At 37.0% G+C, this 21,444-nt stretch carries 19 protein-coding genes and 1 other RNA gene; 6 read left to right on the forward strand and 14 right to left on the reverse strand.

Annotated elements, in window-relative coordinates:
- Positions 1–162: 162 nt before the first annotated feature.
- Positions 163–1,266, forward strand: coding sequence for a hypothetical protein (locus L647_RS0104850; protein ID WP_024610185.1), 1,104 nt, complete (start codon positions 163–165; stop codon positions 1,264–1,266).
- 58 nt (positions 1,267–1,324) lie between these two features.
- Here the strand turns inward: L647_RS0104850 and L647_RS0104855 are convergent, their stop codons facing one another.
- Positions 1,325–1,615, reverse strand: coding sequence for a hypothetical protein (locus L647_RS0104855; RefSeq protein ID WP_024610186.1), 291 nt, complete (start codon positions 1,613–1,615; stop codon positions 1,325–1,327).
- A 313-nt stretch (positions 1,616–1,928) separates the two neighbouring features.
- Positions 1,929–2,285: a transfer-messenger RNA gene (ssrA, locus tag L647_RS1000000125165) on the reverse strand.
- A gap of 280 nt (positions 2,286–2,565) precedes the next feature.
- Here ssrA and L647_RS0104860 point away from each other — a divergent pair.
- The gene (locus L647_RS0104860; RefSeq protein WP_024610187.1) at positions 2,566–4,191 is read left to right on the forward strand and encodes a FapA family protein; all 1,626 of its coding nucleotides are present in this window, start codon (positions 2,566–2,568) and stop codon (positions 4,189–4,191) included.
- On the opposite strand, the gene rnt is transcribed toward L647_RS0104860, so the two are convergent.
- Entirely contained in the window at positions 4,175–4,873 is a 699-nt protein-coding gene (gene rnt, locus L647_RS0104865) for a ribonuclease T (protein ID WP_024610188.1), read from the reverse strand. The two genes, L647_RS0104860 and rnt, sit on opposite strands and share 17 nt — an antisense overlap.
- Before the next feature lie 207 nt (positions 4,874–5,080).
- Between rnt and L647_RS0104875 the strand changes: the two genes are divergently transcribed.
- Positions 5,081–5,959 (forward strand): OmpA family protein, encoded by an 879-nt coding sequence (locus L647_RS0104875; RefSeq protein WP_024610189.1) that lies wholly within the window; start codon positions 5,081–5,083, stop codon positions 5,957–5,959.
- A 13-nt stretch (positions 5,960–5,972) separates the two neighbouring features.
- Here L647_RS0104875 and L647_RS0104880 read toward each other — a convergent pair whose 3' ends face one another.
- Positions 5,973–6,869: a DMT family transporter gene (locus L647_RS0104880; RefSeq protein ID WP_024610190.1), complete on the reverse strand. Its 897-nt coding sequence runs from the start codon at positions 6,867–6,869 to the stop codon at positions 5,973–5,975.
- Between the two features lie 212 nt (positions 6,870–7,081).
- Between L647_RS0104880 and tyrP the strand changes: the two genes are divergently transcribed.
- Positions 7,082–8,284, forward strand: a complete 1,203-nt coding sequence (gene tyrP, locus L647_RS0104885; RefSeq protein ID WP_024610191.1) for a tyrosine transporter TyrP — start codon at positions 7,082–7,084, stop codon at positions 8,282–8,284.
- Positions 8,285–8,366: 82 nt separating this feature from the next.
- Here tyrP and L647_RS0104890 read toward each other — a convergent pair whose 3' ends face one another.
- The 4 genes from L647_RS0104890 to L647_RS0104905 all read right to left on the reverse strand — a co-directional run bounded on the left by L647_RS0104890 (position 8,367) and on the right by L647_RS0104905 (position 12,558).
- The gene (locus L647_RS0104890; RefSeq protein ID WP_024610192.1) at positions 8,367–9,557 is read right to left on the reverse strand and encodes an amino acid aminotransferase; all 1,191 of its coding nucleotides are present in this window, start codon (positions 9,555–9,557) and stop codon (positions 8,367–8,369) included.
- 80 nt (positions 9,558–9,637) lie between these two features.
- On the reverse strand, positions 9,638–10,297 hold the full coding sequence (locus tag L647_RS0104895; RefSeq protein ID WP_024610193.1) for a GAF domain-containing protein: 660 nt from the start codon (positions 10,295–10,297) through the stop codon (positions 9,638–9,640).
- A 306-nt stretch (positions 10,298–10,603) separates the two neighbouring features.
- Positions 10,604–12,253 carry a SpoIIE family protein phosphatase gene (locus L647_RS0104900; protein ID WP_024610194.1) on the reverse strand — a complete coding sequence of 550 codons (1,650 nt, stop codon included), beginning with the start codon at positions 12,251–12,253 and terminating at the stop codon, positions 10,604–10,606.
- Positions 12,253–12,558, reverse strand: a complete 306-nt coding sequence (locus tag L647_RS0104905; RefSeq protein WP_024610195.1) for an STAS domain-containing protein — start codon at positions 12,556–12,558, stop codon at positions 12,253–12,255. Before L647_RS0104905 ends, L647_RS0104900 begins: the two co-directional genes overlap by 1 nt.
- A gap of 135 nt (positions 12,559–12,693) precedes the next feature.
- On the opposite strand from L647_RS0104905, the gene L647_RS0104910 reads away from it, so the two are divergent.
- Positions 12,694–13,023 carry a translation initiation factor gene (locus L647_RS0104910; RefSeq protein ID WP_024610196.1) on the forward strand — a complete coding sequence of 110 codons (330 nt, stop codon included), beginning with the start codon at positions 12,694–12,696 and terminating at the stop codon, positions 13,021–13,023.
- A gap of 17 nt (positions 13,024–13,040) precedes the next feature.
- Here L647_RS0104910 and L647_RS0104915 read toward each other — a convergent pair whose 3' ends face one another.
- Positions 13,041–16,046 carry an EAL domain-containing protein gene (locus L647_RS0104915; RefSeq protein WP_024610197.1) on the reverse strand — a complete coding sequence of 1,002 codons (3,006 nt, stop codon included), beginning with the start codon at positions 16,044–16,046 and terminating at the stop codon, positions 13,041–13,043.
- Between the two features lie 365 nt (positions 16,047–16,411).
- Here L647_RS0104915 and L647_RS0104920 point away from each other — a divergent pair, with 365 nt between their 5' ends.
- The gene (locus tag L647_RS0104920) at positions 16,412–17,569 is read left to right on the forward strand and encodes a chorismate mutase (RefSeq protein WP_024610198.1); all 1,158 of its coding nucleotides are present in this window, start codon (positions 16,412–16,414) and stop codon (positions 17,567–17,569) included.
- A 98-nt stretch (positions 17,570–17,667) separates the two neighbouring features.
- On the opposite strand, the gene tyrA is transcribed toward L647_RS0104920, so the two are convergent.
- The 5 genes from tyrA to rpsP all read right to left on the reverse strand — a co-directional run bounded on the left by tyrA (position 17,668) and on the right by rpsP (position 21,274).
- Positions 17,668–18,801: a bifunctional chorismate mutase/prephenate dehydrogenase gene (tyrA, locus tag L647_RS0104925; protein WP_024610199.1), complete on the reverse strand. Its 1,134-nt coding sequence runs from the start codon at positions 18,799–18,801 to the stop codon at positions 17,668–17,670.
- A gap of 510 nt (positions 18,802–19,311) precedes the next feature.
- Entirely contained in the window at positions 19,312–19,671 is a 360-nt protein-coding gene (gene rplS, locus L647_RS0104930; RefSeq protein WP_007581406.1) for a 50S ribosomal protein L19, read from the reverse strand.
- 33 nt (positions 19,672–19,704) lie between these two features.
- Entirely contained in the window at positions 19,705–20,472 is a 768-nt protein-coding gene (gene trmD, locus L647_RS0104935; RefSeq protein ID WP_007581405.1) for a tRNA (guanosine(37)-N1)-methyltransferase TrmD, read from the reverse strand.
- Positions 20,472–21,008, reverse strand: coding sequence for a ribosome maturation factor RimM (rimM, locus tag L647_RS0104940; RefSeq protein WP_010554631.1), 537 nt, complete (start codon positions 21,006–21,008; stop codon positions 20,472–20,474). Before rimM ends, trmD begins: the two co-directional genes overlap by 1 nt.
- Positions 21,009–21,025: 17 nt before the next feature.
- Positions 21,026–21,274 carry a 30S ribosomal protein S16 gene (gene rpsP, locus L647_RS0104945; protein WP_002962192.1) on the reverse strand — a complete coding sequence of 83 codons (249 nt, stop codon included), beginning with the start codon at positions 21,272–21,274 and terminating at the stop codon, positions 21,026–21,028.
- Positions 21,275–21,444: the final 170 nt, after the last annotated feature.

A 21,444-nucleotide genomic window follows, 5' to 3' on the forward strand; every position in this document is an offset into this window, starting at 1 on the left:
TAGCTACACGTTAAAAGCCTTAACTATAGTATGTTAAGGCTTTTTATCTAAAATGATTAGCGGGAGTAGTAGAAACCCCTTTATTTATCTGTTAAATTATTTAGTTAAATAATAATAATAACGAGATCCCGTAAAACGGGACCGGCACGTCAGGGAAATAACGTGAGCACAACGTTCAAAATAGTTTTTAGTGGGCAACTAAATGATGATGCCGACATATCAAATGTTCAAAGCAAACTCAGTGAGTTTTTGAGTATTCCTCATTATATTGTCATAAAGTTATTTGATGGAAAAGCCTATGCTTTAGTAAAAAACTTAACGAGTATTGATGCTGTAAAAACAGAATCAAAACTTAAAGCCTTCGGTTTAATAACTAAAGTAGAACCGCAATTCCCAAGTGTGATCCCAACTGAAAAAAACACTGACAGTAAACAAATCATTCTTCATAAAGCGTCTGTTGATAGTGACAATTTAAATCGTGAAAAAACAGATAGTGAACAACATAATCAACAAACAAATTCAGTAATTAAAGAGCCAATATCAAATACGGTTGCAGCAACAAATACTAAAAACAAATGGCTTACTCGTACACTAAAAACGTCGCTTTATATTAACTACATCATACTTTTTATTTTAGTAATAAGTTCTATAGTCATCGCTTCAAAACTTATTACCAGTAACTTAGCTACAAAAAACAGTTCAAATGAAACAATCGAAAATTTTAGCTATACCCGTTATAAGCAATACTTAAACTACCAAAGCATTGCACCTGTTAATAACAACAGTGACGAGAAAATAAAAACAGATCAGCAGAAAATAAACGATTACTTTATTTTATTTTCACATTCAATAAATAACTACGCAGACACCGTTGGACAATTAAATATTGAAGCTATGGGTGGCGACAAACTAAAACAGCATTTACAAGAAATAGACGATTTAGGCCCGCAGTTTATGTTTTGGCAGCAGTTAACACGCTTAGCAAAAAACTTAAATGATGATGCACTGTACATGAGCCAATTTGAAAAAACAGATCCCGCTCAAATCCAATGGATAAATGCGATTGACTGGATAAGCCAGAGCTACATAAGACAAAATCAAGATAAAAGCCAAAACCTCACACAACAAGCAGAACCTTTGCCCGTTGCTTTACAGAACAACAGTACCCTTACACTCAACTTAGTATTATTAATTACTTTAATGTCGTTTTTAACGCTGCTAATTATTTTATTAAAAGGTAAATTGCGAAGAATTTCATATAACTAAATATAAGAATGGAATGGCTTATTAGAGCCACGTGTCTGTAGTGGTACAGTCAAAGTAGTCAATACCCGAAGAATATGAGCATGCAACCATTTTTAATGTAGAGTACTTCTTGTCGGTACATACCGGCATCTTTTACTAAGCATTTCATCATTAACAAATGGGCATCTAACAGGTGTTTACCGTTAGCAGCTTGCCATTGAGTTAAAGCTTCATATGTACTAATTGCATTATGCGCTTCTTGGACTTTTTTAGGTGGAGCTATAACCCGTTTACCATTTAGTATTACGGTTATTTGTTGTTGCGTGAGCGTACTCGCCACTATAGCAAGTGAGACTTGAACAGTGCGCATACGGTTTATTTTACGCAAGCGTAATAGTTTATCTTGCTCTTGCTGTATAGATAGCCACCCTATTAGCTCACTAATTTTGGCAACTAAAGTTAGTATTTTATTGGTAAGAGTAAAAGGCGGGTGTATTTAGGCATTATTTATACTTATTCACCTGAAGTTGATATTTTATAACAACTCTAAGCTAGCATCTAAAATTTTGATTTGTATAGTAAAACGACAGTTTAAATCGTTTTCATAAAAAAACCCGTTTATCTGAGTTATCAAATAAACGGGTTAATTATGGTTTTAAGATAACGAGTCTAAAAACCTTTATTGGTGGAGCTGGGGGGATTTGAACCCCCGTCCGAAAAGCCTCGACCGTCGGTACTACATGCTTAGTATTGTCATTTAATTAACCTTTAAGTCCCGGACAAACACGGTAAGTAAAGGCGAGGCCGCTTGGTTTTAGCGCTTCAACCCCGGCCAGGGTTTCCGTCGCGATCAGGTGTTAGGGTGACACTCCAAAATCTAGTCCACAAGAATACGTAGAAGGAGCGCTAGCGAGCCTAAGCTGCTAGAGAGTAGTTATCGTCGTTTGCGATTACTTTAGGTTGCGGCTGTTTAACGAGGCAAACCGCACCTCGACATGCACCTTGGGCGTCTTGAATTCCGTCGAATCCTAATCAGCCCCTGAATCAGTAAACTCATTCAGAGCGTGCAAGCAGTATAACCGAGTAACGTCCTGATACTCAAGGGGTAAGCCACTTTTATTTTATTGATTGATATTAACTGAGCAGTAAATATCCATTAACGTATAAATAGCAAAGCAATTGAACAACATTTGCTTAACATAGCCACTTAGTTATGCTCAAATAGGGAGTTGCTTTTTTAATGGCAGGTAGAACTTTTGTCTTAAAGCAACAGGGGTAATATAAAAATAATAACAGGCATATTAAGTAGGGAATAAATAAATGTCGGTTTTTTCATTTGATCAAAAATCGGGGGACTTGTCTTTAATACAACATCCTGTCGATAGTGGTTTTCCGGTAAATGGTACACAATTGATTGAGTTACTAGAGCAATCGCCTTATTGTGAATTTGAAGTTATTTCGGTCAATATCGGAAAGCTTTTTGCCCAAAGTAAAAACTATCAAGAAGAGTCATTGATTATTGCCAAAGCCGTTAAAGCATCAATAATTATTAATGTTGATGAAAAAAACATGATAGCGCAAGCAACTATTATCACTGCAAAAGGCGGTGCTTTACTCTCAATGGAGGATGCCCAAAAAGCACTTGCTGATACAGGTGTTAAAAAAGGTATTAGCCCTCGTGCATTAGATACATTTTTAGGGCAACAATTTGAGCAGCCAGCTGGTAGCTCTTACAGTGCTGTAATAGCCCATGGGCGTAATCCTAAAAAAGGCAGCGATGCCAAATTTGTTCGTTTATGCTCAACGGCCCAAGACCGAGTACTCAGCCCTCAAGCTAAAGAAGGCGGCAAGGTTGATATGAAAAACCTTGGTGCAATTATTACAGTAAAACCAGGTGCACCTCTTATGCAACGTGTAGCAGCTACTCTTGGAGAGGATGGGTATACTGTATTTGGTGATTTAATTCCCGCAAGCCCAGGCAATGAACTACAATTACAGCCATTCGAAGGTACCAAAATAGATCCAAATAACCCAAACATGCTGATAGCCGATTGCAAGGGCGTTCCTGTTGCACTTCCTCGTGGAATGCGTGTTGATGATGTTTTATGTTTTGATAATATTGATGTGAGTACAGGTCATGTTGATTTTGATGGCAGTGTAATTATCAGCGGCGATATAAAAGATGGTATGCGTGTTAAGGCAAATGGCGATATCACAGTTTTGGGATTTGTTGAATCAGGTATTATTGAAAGTAAAAGTGCTGTAACTATTATGCAAGGTGCAATTGGTCGTAAGCGTGAAAACGAAGAGGTATTTACATGTTTTATTACCGCTCAGCGAACAATTTCGATTGGTTATGCTCAATATTGCCAAATAAAAACAGAACAGGATTTACTTATAGAACGTCAATCTCTGCATTGTGATTTAAGTGCAAAACGATTAATACGTGTAGGAAAAGCAAATAATCCGCGTGGTAAAATTATTGGCGGTAATATTTTAGATGCCATGCATATAGAACTTGGTGAACTAGGTGCTCCTGCTGGTACTAAAACACGTGTTTTTTTGGCTCAGCATTGGTACGAACTTCGTCAAAAACAAACTCAAATTGCTGATTTTGAAAAAGTACTCGCGAATAAATCTACTGCCCTAGAGCTCGCGCGAGTAAAAGCGAATAAAATACAAGTTCCTGCTCAACGTCAGCTTTTTTTAGATAAAATAATTGCTAATGAGCACCATATACAAACTCGTTCAACTCAAGTAAAAAAACAAAAATCACTGATTAAACAAAAAATGACTCAGTTATTAGCCACCAGTCGTTTAAAAGTGAATGAACAGATGCATCCGGGCGTGGAGCTTAAAATAGCGAAAGAATCAAAGCAGTTTTCGCGTATTTATCCGCCCCATTTAGTAAAACTAAGTGAAGGTAAAATTACTCAGTCGTTTTAGCATCGTCGCCATTAATATCGTCAGCTTCTAGTTCTGCGTCATTATCTTCTAGTGGCGCTAATGGCCAACCACCAAGTTGCTGCCAACGATTTACGATTAAACAATAAAGTTCAGCTGTACGCTCTGTATCGTAAAGCGCCGAATGAGCTTGGCTATTATCAAATTCAATACCCGCTGCACGACAAGCTTTTGCCAATACTGTTTGTCCTAATGCTAATCCTGCAAGTGTGGTTGTATCAAAGCTTACAAATGGATGAAATGGCGTGCGCTTAATATTATTACGCTCTATTGCAGCATTTAAAAAGCCATGATCAAATGCGGCATTGTGCGCCACAATTACAGAGCGCTGACATCCGGCTGCTTTTTGTGCTTTACGCACAACTTTACAAATATCTTTAATAACTTCATCTTCAGGTAAGGCACCGCGCAATGGCGAGAATGGGTCTATACCATTAAACTCTATAGCAGCTTGCTCTATATTAGCGCCTTCGAAAGGTTCTACATGAAAATGCACGGTATGATCTATGCTAAGCAACCCTTCGTCATCCATTTTTAAAACAGAAACAGCAATTTCTAATAAAGCATCGGTGTTTTTGTTAAAACCTGCGGTTTCAACATCAATAACCACTGGAAAAAAGCCGCGAAAGCGTTTTGCGAAAAGTGTTTGCTCAGTATTTGCCATAGTATTCTTGGTTTGTAGGTATAAGCCCTCTATTATGTCAAAAGTGAGGGCCTTTCGGCTAGTAGCTTGCAAGATTAATTACACCTAAAATTATAGGCATGTAATTTGCTTTAAATTCATAGCTAGCTAAGCGTAATTTACTTTTAATAGTAATTATGCTGCATTTTGCCAAATTATTGGCATGCCTGATTTATTGGAGAGTACCCCATGACTTTTAAGTTGTTATTTATTAGCCTAAGTATAACCGGTGCACTGTTAAACGGTAGCGCCGACGCTGCTATGCGCCAATACACTGCAAACCAAGACAACTCTAATTGGGACTTAGTTAAAACAACGCGCTTACAATGCCAATTAAATCATGAAGTTCCATATTATGGTGAAGCCATTTTTAAAGCTTCAGCAAGTAAAAACAAAAACCTAACCTTTAATTTAGATATGGTTGTACGCCCAGATAATTACGCTATTGCTGGTTTAAAAGCAGTTCCACCGTCTTGGCGAGCAGGCTTACCGGCCCGTGATATTGCTAACATGAAACTACTTAAAAAGTTTGACGGTGAACTTGGCAACAAAACAGCTTGGGAAATGCTAACCGAACTAGAAAAGGGCTACTACCCTACTTTTTACTATCAAGACTGGCAAAACAGTGCCGATAAAATTGCCGTTGGTATATCGAGCGTTAATTTTAAACAAGCTTATTGGGCGTTTTTACAGTGTCGGGATGAGTTACTTCCCTATAGCTTCGAAGATATTTCATTTACTGTTATGAACTATCAATCGAACAGCAGTAAATTAACTAAGTCATCTCAACAACGTTTAAATAAAATTGCTGAATATTTAAAAAATGACGCAAGTATTGAATCTATTAGTATTGATTCATATACCGATAGCTACGGTGGACGTTGGAATAACTTAGATCTTTCGCGCAAGCGTGCTAAAACAATAAAAGATTACATGGTGAGTTTGGGTGTAGATGAAGCAAAAGTTCAAACAACTGGTTTAGGCGAAAAACGCTTTGTAGATACCAACGACAATATTTTAGGTCGCGACAAAAACCGCCGTTTAATTATTCAAATAGCTAAAATGTAATACTGAAGGGCATTTAGCCCTTAATGTTTAATTTATTTCGCTTAAAAAATTTATCACCAAATTGAAATACACCTAAGCTAATTAAAATAATAACAGCACCAATAATTAGCTCCTTACTAAGTGATTCGTTATTAAGCAAAGCACCCAAGCCTAAAGCAAAACTTGGCGTAATAAGTGTAGTAAGCGATACCGTACTAGCATTTAGGTTTTGCAATACATGAAAGTAAGCTAAAGCCCCTATTAGCGACCCAAATATACCCAAGTAACCAATAGCCCATAAAGACTTAGCACTCCAACTATCTATATGTAATTCACCATCAAGCAACCACCAAGCCATAAAAAATAAGGGAGTTACAAAAACTAAAGCACCAAATGTGGTCGCCATAGGATGAATTGCTATTTGTACACGTTTTATCATCACGCCACTTAAACTAAAAAAACACACAGCCATAAACACATACAGTAAGCCTAGCCCTTGAGTTTGTGAGTTTTGTACTTGGTTATAACTTACAAAATATAAGCCGATTAAAGCGCACGCTAACGAAGCTAACTTAATTGGACTAAATTTAGGTTCATTTAATAACTGTTGAGCAAGCAACCCCGACAAAATAGGCGCCAAGCCAAACATAAGCGAAATAATACCTGAAGGGACTGTTTTAGCTGCCATATAACTCAGTAACATGCCGCCAAAAATACCTATACTCGAATAAAAATAAAGTAGGCATGCATTTTTACTCCAAGGCACTCTAATGTTTGTAATGGCAACAATTAAGCCACCCAAAAACAATCCCACCAGCATACGCATTAATACAGCAAGCGTTGGCGATACAGTTTCACTACTCCATACAATACCCAGCGGAGTAGTAGACCATATAAGAACCATTAAAAAATACGATACTTTAATTGGCACGCGCCATTCCTTGCTAAGTAATTAAAATAAATGATGTTAAATTATACATTTAAAATGCTGATTGATACTTACTTAATCACTTTTTAATATGTTAAAAAACAGTTTTAAATTAGAAGCTGCGGTTTAATTGCAGTATTTTATTACAAAACTATTTAAGTTTTGGCAAACTAGTTATATCGTGCATATCTCTCACGATTTATCAGGATTATTAAGTGCTTAAAAATAAAACAATAGGTAGCATGTTAATTGTTGCAGGAACAACCATTGGTGCAGGCATGTTGGCACTTCCAATCGCTTCTGCGGGCTTAGGCTTTACTACTGCGCTTATACTCATTGTGGGAAGTTGGATGCTAATGACCTACACAGCATTGCTTATGTTAGAACTACACCAATATGCACCACGCGATGCAACTTTAAATACCTTAGCAAAGTTATGGCTTGGCAAACGTGGGCAATATATTGCTAACTTTTCGATGGTATTTTTATTTTATGCTCTATGCGCTGCTTATATTGCAGGTGGAGGCACGCAACTACAAGAGAGAATAAATACTGGCTTTAATGTAAGTATAGCTCCACAATTTGGCTCAATTTTACTAGCAATTGTAATTGCGAGTGTAGTAACACTTGGCACAAGTAAGGTGGATCAATTTAATAGAGTGCTTTTTACTATAAAAATGATTGTATTAGGCAGCCTGTTTTATATGCTATCGCCGTATGTGCAAAGTACGCATTTATTAGAAATGCCTGTAGAGCAAGGTTTAATTCTCTCGGCTATTCCGGTTATATTTACCTCGTTTGGTTTTCATGGATCTATTCCTTCTATTGTTAAGTACGTAGGTCTTGAAATAAAAGTACTACGTAATGTAATGATTGCAGGTGCTGCATTACCATTGGTGATTTATATTTTTTGGCAGTTATTAAGCCAAGGAGTTATGAGCCAAGAGGATTTACTTAACAGTGAAGGACTCAGTGGATTTGTTGCAAGTGTTGCGAGTATTGCTCATAGCCCTAATGTGGCAATTGCCGTTAAACTCTTTGCAGACTTAGCGCTCGCAACTTCATTTTTAGGTGTGAGTTTGGGTTTATTCGACTTTTTTGCTGATGCCTTTAAAAAAGGTGATAACAAAACAGACCGTATTAAAACTGCATTAATTACCTTTATCCCACCTCTCGGTTTTGCAATATTTTATCCTCAAGGATTTATTATGGCACTGGGATACGCTGCAATTGCATTAGTAGTACTTGCGATATTCTTACCTGTGGCAATGGTTTATAAACAACGAGCTTCATCAGAAAAAACAGGTTATAAAGTAAAAAGCGGGAATATAGGGCTTGGTATAGCCGCTGTATGCGGTATAACAATTATTGCTGCGCAGTTTATGCAAATGGCTGGGCTTATTCCTGCAATTGGTTAGAAGTAGTTTCTCTTTATTTAAATTTCGCTAAAAAAAACCGCACATCATTATTAATGATGTGCGGTTTTTTTATTAACTGCGTTTATTTACAAACGTCAGCTACAGCATTCGAAAAGTATTCAATATTTGATTTACTAACACCAGCTACATTTACACGGCTAGAACCAACAATATAAATACCGTATTCTTTTTGTAGGCGAGCAATTTGCTCTTTATTAATACCTAAGAAAGAAAACATACCATTTTGACGCTCAATGAATGAGAAGTCTTGAGCAATATCTTTAGTTGCTAAGCTTTCTTTAATTAAAGTACGTAGACCATTTATGCGACTACGCATTTCATCAAGCTCTGAATGCCACATTTGTGTAAGCTCAGTGCTACTTAAAATAGTATTAACAATATCTGCACCATGCGCTGGTGGCATTGAGTAAATACTACGTACAACACTTAACATTACCGAGTTTGAAATATCAGCTGTCGCACTGTCTTTTGCAATAAGTGAACATGCACCAATACGCTCGCGGTACAAACCAAAGTTTTTAGAGCATGAAGAACAAATAATGAGTTCTTCTACTGCATCGGCTAAAATACGTAAGCCACGTGCATCTTCTTCAAGTGAAGCACCAAAGCCTTGGTATGCAATATCAACAAGTGGTGTAAAGCCCACTTCTTTTGCAAGTTCAGCAACTGTGTTCCACTGTGTTTCGTTTAAATCCATACCGCTTGGGTTATGACAACACGCATGTAGTAAAACCACATCACCTTTTGGCACTTTTTGAAGTGTGTTTATCATTTCGTCAAACAGTAAGTCTTTATTCTCGTAATCGTAATATGGGTATTCTTTTACCGTTAAGCCAGCAGCTTCAAATAAGCTAATATGATTAGCCCACGTTGGATTAGTTACCCACACTGTAGCATCTTTATTACAGCGCTTAATAAACTCAGCGGCAACGCGAAGTGCACCAGTACCACCAGGAGCTTGTGCTGTACGCACTCGATTAGCTAATAATGCTTTATGCTCGCCAAGTAACAGGCTTTCCATTTTTTGACAATAATCTAAATTACCCGCTAAACCAATGTAAGATTTGCTAGTTTCGTTTTCAAGGCGAAACGCTTCAGCTTTTTTAACCGATTTTAATACCGGCGTATTGCCTTGCTCATCTTTGTAAACACCTACACCTAAGTCAATTTTATTAGGGTTGGTATCTTGTTTATAGGCCGCCATAAGGCCAAGAATAGGATCTGTTGGTAATGGTTTTAATACTGAAAACATTGGCTATCTCTTATCGTTATTTAGGGGTTAGCTGTTGGTTTAAGCTTAACATAAAAGCACATCATATTGACTAGTGTTATTTACACTAGAAAGTGAGGAATTTTAATACAGCATGCAATTAATATCGCTAGAGACTTTTCATCAAAAAAGTCATTTTTAAATGCCTCTGCATCAACAATCCCTACACATTCGTTATGTGAATCAAAAAGGGGTAAGCATACTTCTGACTTAACTTTTGGATCGCACGTATAGTATTCGCCACCTTGAGCTAAATATTGCTCAACATTATTAATAACACGCCCTGTGTTTGATAAAGCAACTTGAACATTATTACTACCCGCTGCAAATGCTTCAGTTAAAGGAAATAAAGGACGACTTGGCACGCCATGATAAGCCAACTTTAATAACTGCTTACCATCGCTTGTGTTTGTTGACTGATATATTCCATACCAATCAACACCTGTTTGTTGTTCAATGTAATTAACTATGTTTTGTAAGTTAGCAAGCTTAGCTTGTGTTGCCTCATCTTTTTTTACATAGTCAGTTAACTTAAATGGTTCATCTTGAAGGTAACCAAATAAACTACACGCCCCTCCCTCTCCTAATTCAGGAATTTGATACTGCCAGCGAACTTCTGACAAAGATGAGCTTGCAAGGTATTGCTCAAGCTTTTCGAGCTCAGTTACAATTAGGTTTGAGTCAACACTAAGTTGTGCTTTTTGTAGGTAAGAAGAAATCATTTAGCCATCCATACATCTAAAGTTTCAAGAATAATAGCATGGATATTTTTAGAGAGCTAGAGCATGTCGAGCTTTCAGGATCAGAATTTATTATATTTAGAGTAATTAAATAATGGCGAGTAATTTGTAACCTAATGCATAATTAAAAGGGAGTAAAAAAGCCATGCTCGTAAGAAAAGTCTTTAAACAGTCGCTGTATTCTTTATGTGGCGCTTTTGTCTCTTTATAAGGAGCTTACATACCCCTTGCTGTACAAAAGCATATAACTATTAAGTAGACTACGAAACACTAACTTCTCTAACTCCTCTAACTTAGCTTGTAACACATTTCCACTTGATTTCCACTGGCGTTATACGTCACTTTTTCTGCAATTTCCTCTAATAACGAAACCCCTCTACCAAACTCATTATTGCTACTTGAAGACTCGTCTGGTTTACTGTTAAACCCTCGTCCTGAATCGCAAATAATAAAATATAAACTCAGTGTGTCTGGGCAATAACGCATATCAATAATAATCATTGCGTCAGCTAATGAGGCGAGTGCTTTTTCTCGCATTTCATAGTATTTGAAAAAACCATCATCTTGTTGTTTAATATTCGAATCTAGCCCCAAGACGCCATGATCAAGCGCATTATTATAAGCTTCCGAGAGAAGTAAAAATATATTTGAACGATGTGCATTTAACCCCCCTACACTACTTAAAATATTAACCACATCATAAACAGGATCCGTTTGCTTTATTTGTTTGGCGTTTAAACTTAGTGATAAATTAAATGCCAATGTAGAAAAAGCTTCTCGTGCTTTTTCTTCTGGTGCTAAAGGTAAACAATTAAGCAAAACAATACTTACATCATCTTGCTGCTCGCTTCCATCTGCAAACTGGTTAAGATTATCTACAATGTTTTCACAGCTAATCATTGTTTTGCTTTTTAATATTTGTAAAAAACGCTCTTCGCCAAAAAAAACGTCATCTTTGTTGCTTGTTTCTATAATTCCATCAGTTGCCAATGCCAAACGCATTTCTTGATTTGTTTCAAAGTGAATTACTTCATACTCAAACTCATGCTCATCTAAAATCCCCAATGCCATATGTTGAGATTCTAATGTTTGCTTTACATTACCTTCTCTATCAATTAAATAAGCATCCGGCAACCCACCTAACCATGCTGATATACTTTTACCTGAAGCACTAAGCTCTACAATTGTTGCAGCGCAAAACATATGTCCTGGTAACAAGTTATATAAAAGGATGTTTATTTCGCTGGCAATATCATTCACTGCCATGCCTTTTTGTACCATTGTATAAAACACGCGAGACGCAGGCAACGCACCTATCGCTGCAGCAAGACCATGACCTGTAAAATCACCAAGCATGCAATACAAGTTACCTATTGGGCTTTGTGCGACTAAAAACATGTCTCCGTTAAACATAGAAGCTGGTGATAAATTAAAATCGAGATGCTCTTTGAACTTTCCTTGATTTTCTAATGAATTATTAAAAATATGTTCAATAATTTCATGTTCACGCTCGGTTTGATTATGATGATATTCAAGCAGCTTTTTTTGCTCATTCGCTTTTTTACTTAGCTCGCGAGTACGACTGTGGGCTTTGATTTTTGCATATAAAATGACTTTTTCAAAAGGCTTACGAATAAAGTCATCACCACCAACCTCCAAACAACGCTCAAAACTAGCTTGATCATCTAATGATGTAATAAAAATAATGGGTAGATATACTTCACTAAAGTATTTCTTTATTTTTTGTGCTGTTTCAAACCCATCCATTACAGGCATTAATACATCGAGTAAAACAATATCTATAGGCTCTTTCTCAAGTACCTTTAAAGCCTCGAGACCATTATAAGCCATAGATATTTTATACCCTTCAAGCTCTAGCATTTTGCTTAGCAAAATGCGGTTAAGCGCCTGATCATCTACAATTAGCACATGCATCATTAGGAAATATCAAATTTTTTATCAAAACGTGAAATCTGTAATATTTTCCTAAGTTGTGGTTGGCAGTTACTTATTTCAATTGTGCTAACTTGGCTCTCTATCGTTTTTTTCATATTTAGTAACATGCCAAGCGCTGAGCTATCCATGTATTCTGTTTCTCTTAAATCAATAACTACCTTAACTGTGCTTTTACTTATTTGCGCGTATGCCTGGCGAAAAGACTGCACTAAATTAAAATCAAACTTACCTTTAATTTGGATTGTTAACGTAGTGCCATCAACTGATTCATTTTTAGTTAAACTCATATACGGTTCCTAATAATATTTCCTTTGAACTAAATATAACCTGTTAAAAGTAATTAGCAAAAATAAAAACACACAAGCGCAAATTTGCTATCATTTACGGCATTGTTTAATTCATTTTATCTATACAGGTTAGGTATGAGTGATAGTCAGTTAGTATATTCAACGGATATGGGTCGTATAACCCAGCCAAAACCAGAAAAAGAAGTGTCTGGTAAAATTTTTAAAGACGGTTTTGTACGTATTGAACGTCAAACAAAAGGTCGTAAGGGTAAAGGTGTTATGCTGGTTGTAGGTATAGAACCAAAGGAACATGATTTAAAAAAATTGGCCAAAACAATTAAAAGCAAAATGGGTCAAGGCGGCGCTGTTAAAGAGGGCGTAATTGAAGTTCAAGGTGATGACCGAGATAAATTAAAAGCGATTTTAGAAAGCTTAAAATTTAAAGTGAAAATTGCGGGAGGTTAATCCCGCAATTTCTATATTTATGAAAAAGTGAGGGGATCACCTAATTTTTCAAACAGGTGTGGTAAATCACTTTCAGGAATTGGCCTGCTAAAATAGTAACCCTGCACAATGAAACAATTATTATTTTGCAAAAACTGTACCTGCTCTATCGTCTCAACACCTTCAGCAACTACGTCTAATTTTAATTTTTGTGCCATAGCAATTATAGCCGCTGTAATTTCCATATCGTTACTGTCTTCTGGTATATCTTTTACAAATGAGCGGTCAATTTTTAATATATCAACGGGGAATCGTTTCAAATAACTTAATGATGAGTAACCGGTTCCAAAGTCATCTATAGAGATTGAAATACCTAACGCTTTAAGTTCATGTAATTGCGTTATAGCAGCCTCTACATTACCCATTAGCATGCTTTCAGTAAGCTCTAAATGAATCCGCTTAGCTGATACACCTGATCTAATAATCATTTTACTTAGTGTTGGAACTAAGCTTGCGTCTTTAAATTGGCGTGCAGATAAATTAACTGAAATATTATTTTCTCGTCCTTGCTCTTTCAGCCTGGCGGCAAAATTACATGACTCTTGTAATACCCATTCACCTAACTCAACAATTAAACCTGTTGCTTCTGCAATCGGAATAAATTTAGTTGGGCAAATAACGCCTTCGGTTGGATGAAACCATCTTAATAACGCTTCATAACCCACTACATTATTATTACGACTATCAACCTGAGGCTGATAATAAACAACAAACTGTTTTTCTTTTAAGCCTTGTCGAAGTTCATTTTCGATAAACAACCGCTCATTAGCGGCTGCATTAAGTTCTTGGCTATAAAAATGGAATGTATTACGCCCTTTTGCTTTTGCTTCGTACATCGCTAAATCAGCATGTTTTAATAGCTGGTCTTCTTCAAGGCTATCGTAAGGAGCCATTGTTATACCTATACTTGCACTCACAATAACTTCATTGCTACCAAGCTTAATTGGAACATTTAACGTTTTTTGAATTGTATTCGCGACATCTGTTGCGTGTGTTTGATTTTCTATTCCACTGAGTAAAACCGCAAATTCGTCTCCACCCAAACGTGCAATGGTATCTTCAGCTCTAAGGCGTTTTTTCAGCCTGTTAGCAACTTCGACTAATAGTTGATCGCCAGCATCATGTCCAAGCGTGTCATTTATGCGTTTGAATTCATCCAAATCAAAATAAAACAGCGCAAAGGCATAATGCCCTCGCTCTGCAAGTGCCATTGATTTGCGTAATTGCATTCTAAAAAATGTTCTGTTTGCTAAACCCGTTAACGTATCAAAGTATGCAAGTTGCTCCATTTTACGTTGGCTTTCTTTTACAAACGAAATATCTTGTGCAGAAGCTACATAACTCGTTATTTTACCGTCATCTTCATGAATTGGAGATACACTAAGCGATACCCATATAGGCTGTTTATCTAACCCTTGAATAAGTGTATCGCCTCGCCAATAATTTCTACTGCGTAAATCAATATCTATATCGTCAACTAAAATAGCCATTTCTGTCGCTATAATGTTTAGCAAAGGCGCTCTGTTAAAGTGTTTTTCTGGAAAACCAGTCATTTCAAGCATTTTAGGGTTTACATACTCAATAATAAAGTTTTCGTCTGTTATCACCACCCCAGTACCCGAAAAGGCAACTGCTTTAGATAGACGATTTGCCGCTTTTTCAGCAATTTCTTTTTCAGTAATACGTTGATTTAAACCATTTATAAGTTTACGAATTTCTACAGTCATGTCTCTAAATGAGCCATTAAGAGTACCAATCTCATCTTTATTTTCTGGTGGAAATTCAATTTGTAACTGCCCTTGACCAAAGCTTGTAACTGCATAAACCAAGGTATGAAGCCTGCGAAGTACAAGTTGATAAAGCGCTTGATGTAGTAACAAAGCAACTAAAATTGCATATAAAATAAAAAGTCCAAAAAACTTCAGCTTCAAATCTTGTAAAGCAGATAGTGTAGAAGAACGCTTTTTATAAACACCTATATACCAATCTAAATCGTCAATTTTACGAATATTAATAATATGTGCCTCATCATTTTCTTTAAATGAATTGGCGTATTCAGGAAGATGCATTTTTATTGCTTCATTAATGATTGACTGTAGCTCATCATTAACAAAATCCTTTGAATTAAGTGCTTTGCCTTTAACACCATAACTTGTTAATAGTTCAGGGGTTATATCTGGATGTGCTAACACTTGACCTTTACTATCAAATACCAGCAGATGCTTTTCTTTATCACCAACAGGCAAATGAGATATCAAAGTATTAAGTGCTATATCGTTACCCGTTACACCTAATAATTCGTTATCAACATAAACAGGAACAAGTAAGCTAATTACCCACTTATGCCACACTTTATCAAAATACACTTGCGACCACTTAGGTTCGCGAGTTGAAGTACTCTCACCTGTTGCATAGTTAAAACTAGAACCGCTTTTAAATTTATATCCCGCAGGTGTATTTAATGCCCAATCGGGTGGCGATATGCGAATAAAATTGTCTTGTGTAATAAGGTAAAAATTAAAAAAGTCGTGTACTAAGGTCGGTGCAATTATTCGCCATAACGACTCTGAATCATTTATTAACTGTTTATAAAATGGTGAATAGTTTTCTTGAGGTAGGTAGGCAGCAGATAAACCGTCTGGTGATGCGCTTCTAATTGAACCATCGTTATTAAATTGTAACTGCGCTTTGTTTTTAAGGTCAATTGATTGTTGTTTTGAAAAAAGTTGTTCTGTTACTACGTTGTTAGCCTGCTGAGCAATGTTTTCTTTTGTTTTAATACGTTCATTAAATTGGTTTATTAATAAATCAGTAGAGCTTTTTAGCACTTCGTGCTCTTCAAATACGAGTTGCTTTTCTTCTGATTTAAGCATTAAAGCAGCAGCACACACACCCGCAATCAAACAAATTGCAGAAATAAGCAGCGATAATTTTACACTTAAAGAATTCAATCCAAAACGCGATGGAGGGCGTCGATACACCACAGGCGAACCTTATTATTAGTAATTGTTATTATTTGAGTTTGTAGTTAGGAAATATACCAGATCCAGACCTTAATTATAAATTTTTTGTTAACTTTTTAAAAAATCACACTCGTTAAAAAATAAATATGACTTAACGTATTATTTAAGTACAAACTCTTTATTGACATTACTTGCAACTCTACATACATTGCTACGATGAATATTATTTACTCAAACACATTTTTTTCGTTTTTTAGCTTCTTTATATAAAAGAGGCTGATCTGTTTGTGAGATAAAATCAATCGAATAGTAAAGCCTCCCAACTGGGAGGCTTTTTTGTTTTTGCTGTGTAATCACGGCTTATTTTTTGGAATGAGGAAACCAAAATGACAAATGATGTATTAAATACCCTAAGACACGATATAAATGAGATAGACTCCGACCTGCTTGTGTTATTAGCTAAACGTCGCCGGATTAGTCACGGTGTGGTTGAATACAAAATTGCCAATAACAAACCAATTCGCGATGAAGCACGTGAACTTGCATTATTAGAAAAGCTAATTGGCTACGGTAAATCACTTGGTTTAGATGCTTACTACGTAAACAATGTTTTTCAAACTATTTTGGAAGACTCTGTTTTACATCAACAAGCTATGCTGCAAAAAAACTTAAACCCAGATGCGCTTACTGAAACCCATCGTGTTACTTATTTAGGCGGTCAAGGTTCATATAGTCAATTAGCATGTCACAAATATTTTAGCCGTCGCCCAGGAAAACTCATTGAAATTGGCTGTACCTCGTTTGACGAAATAACGAGTAAAGTAGAGAACGGTCAAGCTGACTTTGGGTTACTTCCTATCGAAAATACAAGCTCAGGTAGTATCAATGAAGTATTTGATTTATTACAACATGCTCAAGTTTCGATTGTAGGTGAAGTAACTCATAGTGTTGAACACTGCCTACTAACGGTACCAAACACAGAGCTAAGTCAACTTACTAAAATATTCGCTCACCCTCAGCCGTTTGCGCAATGTAGCCGTTTTTTACAAGGGCTTGGCGATTTACAACACGAAACCTGCGACTCAACATCAAGCGCACTACAGTCGGCATTAACTACACCAAATAGTGCAGCAATTGGCTCAGCACAGGCTGGTAAAAACGTAGGGTTAGAAGTAATTAAGTCAAACCTTGCGAATCAAAGTGAAAATCATAGTCGCTTTATTGTTGTTTCTCGTAAGCCTTTACAAGTTTCAAATCAGATACCAACTAAAACAAGTTTAATTATGTCAACAAAGCAACAAGCTGGTTCATTGGCTGATGCCTTAATGATTTTTAAACAGCACAAAATAAACTTGGTTAAGCTTGAGTCTCGTCCAATGCCAGGTAACCCATGGGAAGAAGTGTTTTATGTGGACTTAGAAGCAAACCTAGCCGATAGCCAAGTAAAAGAAGCCCTAGAAGAGCTAAAAGAATACACGCAATACGTTCGTATACTTGGGTGTTACCAGAGTGAATCACTCCAAGCAGTTAGCGTTAATACTTAGAATCTATATAGCATTGCCGCATACTAAAAAGGTCTATTTGTAATAAATAGACCTTTTTAATAACTCAAACGAGTTAGCTATATTATTAGCTTACCTGTTTAATCAAGCACTTTTGCATCATTAGCTTTATTTAATAGGCTTCTGCTTTGTGTTAAAAAGTGCTCAGTTGAATCTGAAAAATATACCTTAGCGTCAGCAAAAGCATCAATAAGTGCACTTTTATCTCCTGCTTTTAGTTTATCCAGCGTTTGTGCAAATGTGTCTTGGTATTGCGCGAGTAAATTTTCCACATCATCAAATTGCGCCAACATAATATCTGAATACAGCTCTGGAGATTGAGCAAACAAACGCCCTACCATCATTAATTCAAGCTGATAAATTGGTGACGAACAGCTGCGTAACTCTTCTAGTGTATGGCTTTGCTTTGCTAAAAACTGTCCGTAAACAAACGTTGTTAAATGGCGCATTACTTGGATTATTTGCATTGCTTCATCGTGTTTTTTTGCATTCAGCTCTACAAGTTGGCAACCCCATACCTGTAACTGATTTAATAATCCTTTAGCTGCGCTAGGGTCTCGTCCTTCACAAACCACTACAGTTTGTTTTACCCAATGTGAAATATCTGGACCAAACATAGGATGAAGTCCTACGACGGGACCACTATGTGCTGCTTTTAATGCTTTTATTGGTGCTTGTTTAACCGATGTAATATCTACTAATAGACAATCATCGTCGAGTTTAGGTAAATCGTTAACCACTTTTTCTAATGAGTTAATTGGCACACTAATTAAAACAAGCTTTGCACCTTTTAAAATATCTACTGCTTGTGATTGATTATGTTTATCGAGGGATTTTACTTCATAACCAGAACGCTCAAATTGTTTAGCAAACAATTTACCCATAACACCTTCCCCACCAACAATAACAATTGGTGAAAGATCACATGCAACACAAGCAAGTTTAGACTGTTGATTTTGATACGCTTCGCGCATCATTCGTCTAAGTATATCTTCAACTAAATCGGGGCTTACATTTTGATTTATTGCTTCTTGGCGTCTTGCTGCTAATAACTGAGCTTCTCGCTCTGGATCATGCAATGGCGCACCCGTTTGTTGTTTAAATGCACCTATTTTTTGAGTGATTCCATTACGTCTTGCAAGTAAGGCAACCAGTTGAGTATCGCATTCATCTATACCATCTCTTAACTGGGCTAAATCTATAATATCTGCCACGTTCTTGTCCCACCTTAAAACATTAAATCGTAAATTTAAATTTACATATAAGTAAACTAATCAATACGATAAATACTAACAGGATACGTTAGCTGTTAAAAGAGCAGATCTAGTTTAGTAAACAAAAAGTGAGGTAAAAAGGCAAAGCCGTATTTAATGGATGTTATTACTTATAATTCTAATTAAATTGAAATATTGGCTCTACAGATTAAAGCTTACAACCTTTAAGTAGTTTTATATAAAGCAGGTATATTTTGGGCTCTACACCTCTTAAATCATAACTAGATACTTATGATGTTATTAGGTTGAGTAAATAAGTGACTTTTAATGCGGTGTGCTATTTAATTGTTTAGAACATCTAATGCAGGAATAAAACTGGTATTAAATACAACTAATATAAATACAGTTTAATGTGACTACTTTATTAATTATAAATTTATTTATAAAAACCAAAACGGGCTGCATCCCAAAGGATGCAACCCGTTTTTTTGCGTTGATAAATAACGCGTATTAGTTAAGCTTTTCTCTAATACGTGCAGATTTACCAGAACGCTCACGTAGATAGTAAAGCTTAGCACGGCGAACTGCACCGCGACGCTTAACTGTTACGCTATCAATAAGAGGGCTGTGCGTTTGGAATACACGCTCAACGCCTTCACCGTTCGAAATTTTACGAACTGTGAATGCTGAGTGAAGACCACGATTACGCTTAGCGATTACAACACCTTCAAAGGCCTGTAGACGCTCTTTTGCACCTTCTTTTACTTTTACCTGTACAACCACTGTATCACCAGGGCCAAATGCAGGTACGTCTGTTTTAAGCTGCTCATCTTCAAGCGCTTTAATAATATTTTGGTTTACTTTTGCCATTATGTTTCTCACTTTCCTAGGTGTAACTGTCTTCTAGCCACAAGCTTTTTGGTACTCTTGCTGAAATTTCGCGAGTAATACCGCTTGCTCCTCAGTCAGAGCTAGGTTATGCAACAAGTCAGGACGTCGTAGCCAAGTTCTGCCTAATGACTGCATAAGCCGCCATTTTGCTATCTCTTGGTGGTTTCCACTGAGCAATACAGCAGGCACCTGTTTGTCGTCCAATGTTTCTGGTCGTGTATAGTGTGGACAATCTAACAAGCCATCCGAAAATGAATCTTGTTCTGCTGACTGGTTATGACCTAACACACCTGGCACCAATCGCGCTACTGCGTCAATTAATGTCATGGCAGGTAGTTCACCACCACTCAAAATAAAATCACCAATTGACCATTCTTCGTCAACGTATGACTCTATTATTCTCTCATCTATACCTTCATAGCGACCGGCAATCAAAATCAGTTTTTTAGAGTTAGCGAGTTCGCTAGCGCCTTGCTGATCAAGTTTGCGCCCTTGCGGGGACATATAAATTACTTTAGCACCATCACCAGCTGCTTTTTTAGCTTCGGCAATCGCTTTTTTTAATGGCTCAACCATCATTAACATACCAGGTCCGCCCCCGTAAGGACGGTCATCTACGGTTCTATGCTTATCTAAAGCGTAGTCTCGTGGATTCCAGCAGTTAAAATCAATTAAGCCATTTTTTACTGCGCGACCGGTAACACCTTGGTCTGTAATAGCGTCAAACATGTCTGGAAAAAGGCTTATCACCCCTACCCATAATGAACTAGTTTGTGTCATTAAAAACCAGGATCCCAGTCTACGGTAATTTCTCTTGCGTCGTATTTAACTTCTTTAATAACTGAATCAGTTAAAAAAGGAATCAAACGCTCAGCTTGACCAAATGCGTCTTTACTGTTTGCTTTCACAACCAGTACGTCATTTGATCCTGTCTCCATCAGGTCATCAACAATGCCTAAGCTATAACCTTTATCGGTTACAACAGACATGCCAATGAGATCTCGCCAATAGAACTCACCTTGCGGGAGTTCTGGTAAATGCGCTGCATCCATTGAGATTTCAGCATGGGTATAAGCCATTGCTTCGTCTCGGTCGTTTACCTGCGCAAATTTAGCGATAAAGCCTTTGTTGTGGCGACGCCAGTCGACCACTTCTAAGGACTGCCATTTACCTTGCTGCCCTATCAACCACGGGCTGAAATCGAAGATCCCTACGGGATCATCAGTAAATGAATGTACCTTAAGCCAGCCCTTTATACCATATGGGGCACCGAGCTTTCCTACGACAATGATTGATGAGGTGTTCTCTTGACTCATGGTTACACTTACGCCTATTAAGCCGCTTTACGAGCGTCTTTTACTAACTTAGCTACGCGATCTGAAAGAGATGCGCCCTGACCTACCCAGTGTTCAACACGTGGTAAATCTAAACGAATTTTTTCTTCTTGACCTGAAGCAATTGGGTTAAAAAAGCCTACTTTCTCGATGAAGCGACCGTCACGCGAGAAACGGCTATCCGCAACCACAATTTGATAGAAAGGGCGTTTTTTAGCGCCACCACGTTGCAAACGAATAGTTACCATACCGTCCTCTATAAAGATTGACTGTTTTCATTAATAAGATTTACTCCCCAGAATGGGGAGCTGGGGAATTGTACGAGTTTTTGGCAATAACGCAAGTAAGAAGTGAACCTAAAAGGCAGTTTAGTAGGTTAAACCGTGATCTCAACGATAAATAAGGGTTAAAGGTGTAT

Origin of the sequence: Pseudoalteromonas sp. TB64 (assembly GCF_000498095.1) — a bacterium.
Classification (GTDB): Bacteria; Pseudomonadota; Gammaproteobacteria; order Enterobacterales; family Alteromonadaceae; genus Pseudoalteromonas.

Coding starts and splice junctions, on each gene's coding strand:
- rpsP (WP_002962192.1), bottom strand. CDS start 21,274: ATGGTAACTATTCGTTTGCAACGTGGTGGCGCTAAAAAACGCCCTTTC.
- L647_RS0104910 (WP_024610196.1), top strand. CDS start 12,694: ATGAGTGATAGTCAGTTAGTATATTCAACGGATATGGGTCGTATAACC.
- rplS (WP_007581406.1), bottom strand. CDS start 19,671: ATGGCAAAAGTAAACCAAAATATTATTAAAGCGCTTGAAGATGAGCAG.
- L647_RS0104860 (WP_024610187.1), top strand. CDS start 2,566: ATGTCGGTTTTTTCATTTGATCAAAAATCGGGGGACTTGTCTTTAATA.
- L647_RS0104875 (WP_024610189.1), top strand. CDS start 5,081: ATGACTTTTAAGTTGTTATTTATTAGCCTAAGTATAACCGGTGCACTG.
- rnt (WP_024610188.1), bottom strand. CDS start 4,873: ATGGCAAATACTGAGCAAACACTTTTCGCAAAACGCTTTCGCGGCTTT.
- L647_RS0104855 (WP_024610186.1), bottom strand. CDS start 1,615: ATGCGCACTGTTCAAGTCTCACTTGCTATAGTGGCGAGTACGCTCACG.
- L647_RS0104895 (WP_024610193.1), bottom strand. CDS start 10,297: ATGATTTCTTCTTACCTACAAAAAGCACAACTTAGTGTTGACTCAAAC.
- L647_RS0104920 (WP_024610198.1), top strand. CDS start 16,412: ATGACAAATGATGTATTAAATACCCTAAGACACGATATAAATGAGATA.
- L647_RS0104905 (WP_024610195.1), bottom strand. CDS start 12,558: ATGAGTTTAACTAAAAATGAATCAGTTGATGGCACTACGTTAACAATC.
- rimM (WP_010554631.1), bottom strand. CDS start 21,008: ATGAGTCAAGAGAACACCTCATCAATCATTGTCGTAGGAAAGCTCGGT.
- trmD (WP_007581405.1), bottom strand. CDS start 20,472: ATGACACAAACTAGTTCATTATGGGTAGGGGTGATAAGCCTTTTTCCA.
- L647_RS0104890 (WP_024610192.1), bottom strand. CDS start 9,557: ATGTTTTCAGTATTAAAACCATTACCAACAGATCCTATTCTTGGCCTT.
- L647_RS0104900 (WP_024610194.1), bottom strand. CDS start 12,253: ATGATGCATGTGCTAATTGTAGATGATCAGGCGCTTAACCGCATTTTG.